The following is a 9,392-nucleotide window of genomic DNA, read 5'->3' on the forward strand; positions in this document are numbered from 1 at the left end:
TCTCTTGGATCTGTCAAAACTCCTGTAACAGCAGCGGCAGCAGCCATAAACGGACTTGCTAACAATGTCCTTGAACCTGGACCTTGACGTCCTTCAAAATTTCTGTTAGAAGTACTTACTGCATATTTTCCGGCAGGAACTTTGTCATCATTCATCGCTAAACAAGCAGAACATCCTGGTTGGCGTAATACAAAACCAGCATCAGTCAAAATATCAAGAATTCCTTCTTCTTTGATTTGTGCTTCAACAACGTGTGATCCCGGAACTAACCAAGCCGTAACATTTGCCGCTTTTTGCCTTCCTTTTACTATCGATGCAAAAGCTCTGAAATCTTCAATTCTACCATTGGTACAACTTCCCAAGAAAACGTAGTCAATTGGTTTTCCAATCATCGCTTCACCTTGTTGATAACCCATATAAGCCAAAGATTTTACATACGTTTCCTCGCCTTCGGCAACGTCTTTTGAATCTGGAATACTTTTAGAAATACCTAATCCCATTCCAGGATTAGTTCCATAAGTAATCATTGGCTCAATATCCGAAGCTGAAAAGTTGATTTCTTTGTCAAATATTGCGTCAGCATCTGTTTTTAGAGTTTTCCAATATGCCACAGCTTTATCCCAAGCTTCACCTTTTGGAGCATACAAACGACCGTTCAAATAATCGAAAGTAGTGTGGTCTGGAGCAATCATTCCGCCGCGAGCACCCATTTCGATAGTTAAATTACATACGGTCATTCGACCTTCCATTGTCATATTTTCGAAAGCATCACCAGCATATTCCACAAAATAACCAGTAGCGCCTGATGTTGATAATTTTGAAATAATATATAGTGCAACATCTTTTGGAGTAACTCCTAATTGAAGATTTCCAGTTACGTTGATGCGCATTTTTTTAGGTTTCGGTTGCATAATACATTGCGTAGAAAGCACCATTTCCACCTCAGAAGTTCCAATTCCGAAAGCAATTGCCCCAAAAGCACCGTGAGTAGAAGTGTGTGAATCGCCACAAACAATAGTTGCACCCGGCAAAGTGATACCGTTTTCAGGACCAACAACGTGAACAATTCCGTTTTTTATATTTCCTAAACCCCAGTGGCTAATGCCGTATTCATTGGAATTTTCTTCCAAAGCCTTTAATTGATTGGCAGATAATGCGTCTTCAACAGGTAAATGTTGGTTTATCGTTGGTGTGTTGTGATCGGCAGTAGCAAAAGTGCGTTCTGGATATAAAACCGAAATTCCTCTTTCCTTTAAACCTAAAAAAGCAACAGGACTGGTAACTTCGTGAATGAAATGACGGTCAATAAAAAACACGTCTGGTCCATCTTCAATTTGACGCACCACGTGCGAATCCCATACTTTGTCGAATAATGTAGTACTCATTTTTAACTATTTTTTTAAGTGTATTTCTTTTTTACAACCCAAAAAAAAGGGCTATAACTATAACAATGGGAGCAAATTTAAAAAAAGAAATAAAGTTGTCAATTTTATTATTTACTTATATACGATACCCAAAATGGTTTTGTGCCATTTTCCGGCTTCTGTTTAGCAGTTTAGGATTTTTTATACCATTTAATTTTGTTGCTCATTTTTTGTTTTGTCACTTTTTAACGTGTTGAGACAAATGCTTTGTAAATTTATGATTTCAACAAAATATTAATGTAAATTGGGAATTTGTATACAAATAGTTTAACAAAATATTAAATATGGATAATAATTAATAATTTTTTTGCTTTGAATTGTTTTAATAAGTTCTTGTTAAGAAACATCTTTTATGCTTTTTAACATCAATTAAAATAGATGTATTTAGGAGTTTTCAATGCGTATTTCACCAATTTATTTGATAAATTACTACGACATCCAAAAAAATACAGATGCTAATTTATTTGGTTTTTTTTGGATCATTTTTGTTGATAACTTCCAAAATATTTTCAACTAAAAAATTCTAAATTTGAAAATTGCTAAATGTAATTTTTGGTAATTACAAAGCTTTAAAATTCAATTATGTACTTAATATTCGATACCGAAACTACAGGATTACCAAAGCGTTGGGGCGCACCAATTTCTGACACGGACAACTGGCCAAGATGTATTCAAATTGCTTGGCAGCTTCACGATGATATGGGAAAACTCATAGAACATCAGGATTATTTGGTGAAACCTGAGGGATTTAATATTCCGTATGATGCCGAAAGAATTCACGGTATTTCGACTGAATTGGCCGAAGCTGAAGGAATTCCTTTAGCCGAAGTTTTAGAAAAATTCAATATTGCTTTATCGAAAACCAAATTTATTGTGGGTCAAAATCTAGGTTTTGACATCAATATTATGGGTTGCGAATTTTATAGATTGGGTGTTGAAAGTCCAATGAGTTCAATGCCAATTCTAGATACTTGTACTGAAGTTACGGCGTCTTTATTGAAACTTCCTGGAGGTCGTGGAGGTAAATTCAAATTACCTACATTAACCGAACTACATTCTTATCTTTTCAATAAACCTTTTGGCGAAGCACACAACGCCACAGCCGATGTTGAGGCAACAACGCGTTGCTTTTTCGAATTAATTCGTACAGAAGTTTTTACCAAAAATGATTTAGAAGTTGAACAGGAATATTTTGAGGATTTTCAATTAAAAAATCCAAGAGAAATTCAACTCATCGGGTTGCAACATATTAATTTAAAGGAAGCTTCTGACAAGATTCGCCAGCAATTGGGTAGCCAACAAACCGCACCAATTTCGAAACAGGAACTTTCAGATAATAAGCAGAGTTTAATTGATTCCGATTTTGTGCATTTGCATAATCACACTCAATTTTCGGTTTTGCAATCCACGATTAGTGTTGCGGCATTGGTTAAAGCGGCATCTCAGCAAAAAATGCCGGCTGTGGCAATGACAGATCACGCCAATTTGATGGGTGCTTTTCACTTTGTTCGGGATATTTTATACCATAATAAAGCGGCTGAAGCCAAAAATAAGGAAGCTGTTGAAAAAGGCGAGGAACCAACAGAAGTTCCTATGAAACCAATTGTTGGTTGTGAGTTTTTTGTTTGTGAAGATCATAAAAATAAGTCTGTAAAAGACAATGGCTACCAAGTCGTTCTTTTGGCGAAGACCAAAAAAGGCTACCATAATTTAGCCAAAATGTCTTCCATTGGTTATACCGAGGGCTTCTATTATGTTCCAAGAATAGATCGAAAAGTTATTCAACAATATAAGGAAGACATCATTGTTTTGTCAGGAAATCTTTATGGAGAAATTCCGAGCAAAATTTTGAATTTGGGTGAAAACCAAGCCGAAGAAGCTCTGCTTTGGTGGAAAAAAGAATTTGGTGAAGATTTCTACATTGAGGTGATGCGTCACAATCAAGAGGATGAAAATCGCGTGAACGAAGGATTAATTTCATTGGCGAGAAAGCATGAAGTCAAAATTGTGGCGACGAATAATACTTTTTATATTGAAAAAAGCAATGCTAATGCACACGATATTTTATTATGTGTAAAAGAGGGCGAAAAGCAATCTACTCCAATAGGACGCGGGCGTGGCTATCGTTACGGCTTGCCCAATCAGGAATATTATTTCAAGTCGGGCGAGGAAATGAAGAAAATCTTCAACGATTTACCGGAAGCCATTTCGAACATATCTGAAATTGTAGATAAAATCAAAATTTATGATTTGGCTCGAGAAGTATTGCTTCCAAAATTTGAAATTCCAGTGGAATTTAATATTCCACAAGATGTGATTGACGGAGGAGTTCGAGGAGAAAATGCCTATTTGAAAAACCTGACTTTTATTGGAGCCAACAAACGTTACAAAGAAATCACCCCAGAAATTCAGGAGCGTATCGATTTTGAATTATTAACCATAGAAAATTCGGGTTATCCTGGCTACTTTTTGATTGTGCAGGATTTTATAAAAGCGGCTCGTGATATGGGAGTTTCTGTTGGTCCAGGTCGTGGATCTGCAGCGGGTTCTGTTGTGGCGTACTGTCTCGGAATCACTAATATTGATCCGCTTTTATACAATTTGCTTTTCGAAAGATTCTTAAATCCTGACAGGGTTTCACTTCCCGATATTGATATTGATTTTGATGACGAAGGCCGAACCAAAGTGATGGATTACGTTATCAAAAAATATGGTTCGAAACAAGTAGCACAAATTATTACTTACGGAAAAATGGCTACGAAATCGGCAATTCGTGACACGGCTCGTGTACTGGATTTGCCATTATTTGAAGCGGATAAAATTGCTAAATTAATTCCTGGAATGATGCCCTCCAAATGGAATTTGGCTCGTTTTTTAAATGAAAAAGAAGATTTAATAAAAAAGGCTGTTCGTCCTGAAGAGTTTGAAAAAATAAAAGAATTAATAGGTCTTGCCAATGAAGGTGATTTGGGTGGAGAAACCATTCAACAAGCCAAAGTCTTGGAAGGGAACCTACGAAATACTGGGATTCACGCTTGCGGTGTGATTATTACGCCAAGCGATATTACTGACTTTGTTCCTGTGGCTACAGCCAAAGATTCGGATTTGTACGTGACACAATTTGATAACTCGGTCGTAGAAAGTGCTGGTTTATTAAAAATGGATTTCTTGGGTTTGAAGACCCTGACTTTGATTAAAGACACGGTTAAATTAGTAAAATATAGAAGTGGAATAGACCTCAATCCAGACGAATTTCCTATTGATGATGTGAAAACCTACGAGCTTTTTCAACGTGGCGAAACGGTTGGGATTTTTCAGTATGAAAGTGCCGGAATGCAGAAATATATGAAGGAGTTAAAACCTACGGTTTTTCCTGACTTGATTGCGATGAATGCACTTTATCGCCCGGGTCCAATTGCATACATTCCTAGTTTTATCAAACGGAAAAACGGAGAAGAAGATATTGTTTACGACATTGATGTTTGTGAAGAATTACTGAAAGACACTTATGGAATTACGGTTTACCAAGAACAGGTAATGCTTCTGTCTCAAAAATTAGCTAATTTCTCCAAAGGTGATGCCGACGTTTTGCGAAAAGCTATGGGAAAAAAACTGATTGATGTTTTGGCGAAAATGAAGCCCAAATTCATCAGTCAGGCAATGGAAAACGGTCATCCGCAAGACAAATTGGAGAAAATTTGGAAAGACTGGGAAGCCTTTGCGGAATATGCATTTAATAAATCACACTCCACTTGTTATGCTTGGATTGCGTATCAAACCGCCTATTTGAAAGCAAATTATCCAGCCGAATATATGGCTGCGGTTTTGTCTAATAATATGAGCGATATCAAGCAAGTTTCCTTTTTTATGGAAGAATGCAAGCGAATGGGATTGAAGGTTTTGGGTCCAGACGTGAACGAATCTTTCTATAAATTCACGGTAAATGATGATTATGCCGTTCGTTTTGGGATTGGCGCCGTAAAAGGTGTTGGAATGGGTGCTGTGGAAACTATTGTTGAAAACAGAAAATCGGGAAAATACAAATCGATTTTTGATTTGACCAAACGAATTGATTTGCGTGCGGCTAATAAAAAAGCATTGGAAAATCTAGCTTTAGCTGGTGGTTTTGATTCTTTCATTGGAACTACTCGGGCGCAATATTTTCACATTGATACGGATGGAATCACTTTTTATGAAAAAGCCATTCGATATGGAGCAAAATTTCAGGAAAATGAAAATTCTTCTCAAGTAAGTTTGTTTGGGGAAAGCAGCGATGTCCAAATTGCAGAACCCATTGTTCCGCCTTGCGAGGACTGGACAACGATGGAAAAACTCGCTAAAGAGAAAGAAGTTGTTGGGATTTATATTTCGGGACATCCACTTGATGATTTTAGATTTGAGATGAAATATTTCTGTAATTCTAAACTGGAATCACTCAAAGATTTGAATCAGCATTTGAATAAAAACTTAACTTTTGGAGGAATTATTACCAACGTTCAACATCGAATTGCTAAGAACGGCAAGGGCTGGGCGTTGTTTCAACTTGAAGGTTATGATGAAAGTTATGAGTTCAAAATCTTTGGAGAAGAGTATATGAAAAACCGACATTATCTTATTCCAAATAGCTTTACCTACATAAAAATATTGGTAAAAGAAGGTTGGGCAGATAGAGAAACTGGTAAAAAAGGAGATCCAAGATTGCAATTTTCGGAATTTAAAATGTTACAGGATGTATTCGAAAATTTTGCCAAAAAACTATGTATTTTATTGGATGTAAAAGATTTAAATGCGGAATTTATTTCGAAATTGAATGCTGTTTTTCAAGCTAATAAAGGCGATAATACGGTTACTTTTGATGTTCTGGAATTAGAAACAATCCGAAAACCAATAGATATAGTTCCAGAAATCTTAAAGGCGGAAGAAAAGTCAGAATCCCCATTATTTGATGATGGAATATCAGATGAAACAGCCATTTTTACTGAAGAAATATCTGAAGATGATGAAGCTCCTTTTGTTGAAACAATTTCTGAAGTTGAGGAAACAAAAGTAGTTACACGAATATCAATGCCAAGCCGAAAATTGAAAATAAAAATTTCGAATGAGTTGTTGACGGAATTAGAGAAGATGCAGGTAGATTTTAGGTTAAATTAGGATTTAAAGCTATTTAATGATTTTAACTGTTAAGAATTTATTTACATTTGAACAAACAATTTATTTTATATGTCAATACAACTCATTCATCAGTATTACAATTATTCTCATTCGTTAAAAAGGTCTGGAATTTCCAACGAAATGGCTATAAAACAGCCTTTTGATATGTTGTTATTGCAAATGGCGACTACTAAACATTATGTGTATGCAACCGAAGTAACTATAAAGAACGAAGCTGGAAAAAACATTCGTCCCGACGGAATCCTGATGAACGAACTCCGTATTCACAAAGGATATGTAGAAAGCAAAGATACAAGCGACACTCTCGATAACGAAATTAACAAAAAACTCTACAAAGACGGTTATCCCAAAACCAACATCATTTTTCAAGATTCAATTTTTGCAGTTCTTATCCAGAATAATGTTGAAATTGCTCGTGTTGAAATGAATGATGCCGAAAAATTGGAAAAAATCCTCTTGCAATTCATCAATTACAAACCCGAATATATTGAAAAATTTGACGAAGCATTACGCAAATTCAAAGAAGATATTCCTACGATTGTCGAAACCTTGCGTTCTACAATTAGTGATGAATTCAAAACTAACAAAGCGTTTGTAAAAAGCTCGGAAGATTTTTTTGAAATGTGCCAAAAAGAAATCAACCCGCAAATTACCAAAGAAGACATTCGTGAAATGATTATCCAGCACATCCTGACTGAAGATTTATTTAAATCTGTCTTTGATGAAAGTGATTTTCACCACGAAAATAACATTGCAGAGCAACTCGAAGAATTAGTCAACACCTTTATGTCACGAACAATGCGCCAAAACCAATTGGGCGAACTCGGGCATTATTACAAAACCTTGAATGCGCAAGCCGCTTTAGTAAGCGACCATCACGAAAAACAAAAATTTCTAAAAGTTGTTTACGAAAACTTCTATAAAGTCTATAACCCAAAAGGAGCCGACAAGCTTGGCGTGGTTTACACACCCAATGAAATCGTACGGTTTATGGTAAAAAGTACCGATTATTTACTGCAAAAACATTTTAACAAAAGTCTTGCTGACAAGAACGTTCATATTCTGGACCCAGCCACGGGAACAGGCACTTTTATTACGGATATTATCGATTTTATTCCTGCACAATTTCTGGAACACAAATACCTGAACGAAATTTTTGCTAACGAAGTTGCTATTCTACCGTATTATGTTGCTAATTTGAATATTGAATACACCTACAAACAAAAAATGGGTAAGTATCTTGAATTTCCCAACTCGTGTTTTGTAGATACCTTAGACAATATTGATGGTTTGGCTTACGATGGCAAACAACACAATATGTTTGGTTTTAGTTCTGAAAATGCAGAAAGAATAAAACGCCAAAACGAGCAAAAAATCTCCGTGATTATTGGCAATCCGCCTTACAATGCGAACCAGGCCAACTTTAACGATTTTAATAAAAACAGGGAATATAGAGATATTGATGATAGAATAAAAGAAACATATGTAAAACAATCAAACGCTCAAAAATCAAAAGTATATGATATGTATGCTCGTTTTTATCGATGGGCAACTGATAGAATTGATGAAAATGGGGTGGTTTGTATGGTTACTAATAATTCATTTGCAAATAGTAAAACGTTTGATGGTTTTAGAAAATGTATTCAAGATGAATTTGATTTTTGTTATATTATTGATTTAGGTGGAAATGTAAGAGAGCTTTCAGGTAAAAATGGAATTTCTCTTGGTGAAGCGCATACTGTTTTTGGTTTGGGGGCAATGGTTGGAATTGCGATTATGTTCTTAGTAAAATCGAAAGAAAAATTAAACGAAAATTGCCAAATCAAATACATTCATCCTTGCGATATTCGTGCCACTAGAATAGAAAAATTCGAATGGTTAAATGATGTCTCTAATTTTGGTCAAATTAATTTTGATGCAATTATTCCTGATAAAAATAATAATTGGATTAATCTTTCTGATGATAATGATTGGGAAAGTTTAATTCCAACTATTGATAAAAATGTTAAATTAGGAAAATCTAAAAATGCACTATATAATTTTTTCTCAAATGGAGTAGTAACAGCAAGAGATGAGTGGGTTTATGATTTAGATAAAAATAATTTAGAAATAAAGGTAAAATTTTTATCCGAAAGTTACAATAATTCAATAGTTAATCAAATTCAAAATGAAGAAATAAAATGGAGTAGAGATTTGTCAAATAAATTTAATAGAAATTTAAAATCTAAATTTAATAAAAATCAAATTATCACTGCATATTATAAACCATTTACCAAAAAGCATTATTATTCAGAAAAAATATTTAGTGATGTTTTAACCCAAAATCACGTTGATATATTTTCAAAAGATTTAAAAGGATTGAATAAATGTATTGGTTATATTGGAAAAGATACTGAAATTCAATTTTCAACATTAGCTTTTGAAAATATTAATGATTTGAATTCATTAAGCAATGCAGCAGGTGGAAATAAAACAATGCCGTTATACATTTATGACCAAGAAGGCAATCGCCACGATAACATTACCGATTGGGGTTTAAGTCAGTTTACATCGCATTATCGAGATACAACAATCACCAAAGAAGACATTTTTTATTACACATACGCTATTCTGCACAATCCAGCATACCGCAAAAAGTATGAGTTGAACTTAAAACGGGAGTTTCCGCGTTTGCCTTTTTATGATGATTTTCAACAGTGGGTTTCTTGGGGAAAACAATTGATGGATTTGCATATAGATTATGAAACCGTAAAACCTTATGATTTGCGAGTGGTCGATAACAGCAACATCAAGGAC

3 protein-coding genes are annotated in these 9,392 nt (G+C 34.9%); 2 read left to right on the forward strand and 1 reads right to left on the reverse strand.

The window, feature by feature from the left end:
• A partial coding sequence (gene leuC / locus ACH2BV_RS15385; RefSeq protein WP_395051671.1) for a 3-isopropylmalate dehydratase large subunit occupies positions 1 to 1,385 on the reverse strand: 1,385 nt, incomplete at its 3' end.
• 621 nt (positions 1,386 to 2,006) lie between these two features.
• Here leuC and dnaE point away from each other — a divergent pair.
• A complete protein-coding gene (dnaE, locus tag ACH2BV_RS15390) occupies positions 2,007 to 6,575 on the forward strand; it encodes a DNA polymerase III subunit alpha (protein WP_395051672.1) in 4,569 nt (1,522 codons plus the stop codon).
• 69 nt (positions 6,576 to 6,644) lie between these two features.
• On the forward strand, positions 6,645 to 9,392 hold a 2,748-nt coding region (locus ACH2BV_RS15395), incomplete at its 3' end, for a type ISP restriction/modification enzyme (RefSeq protein ID WP_395051673.1).

Origin of the sequence: Flavobacterium sp., assembly GCF_043780635.1 — a bacterium.
In the GTDB taxonomy this organism is placed as follows: Bacteria; Bacteroidota; Bacteroidia; order Flavobacteriales; family Flavobacteriaceae; genus Flavobacterium.

What these genes read in the sequence shown, in the direction of transcription:
- dnaE (WP_395051672.1), top strand. Translation starts at nt 2,007, where the DNA reads ATGTACTTAATATTCGATACCGAAACTACAGGATTACCAAAGCGTTGG.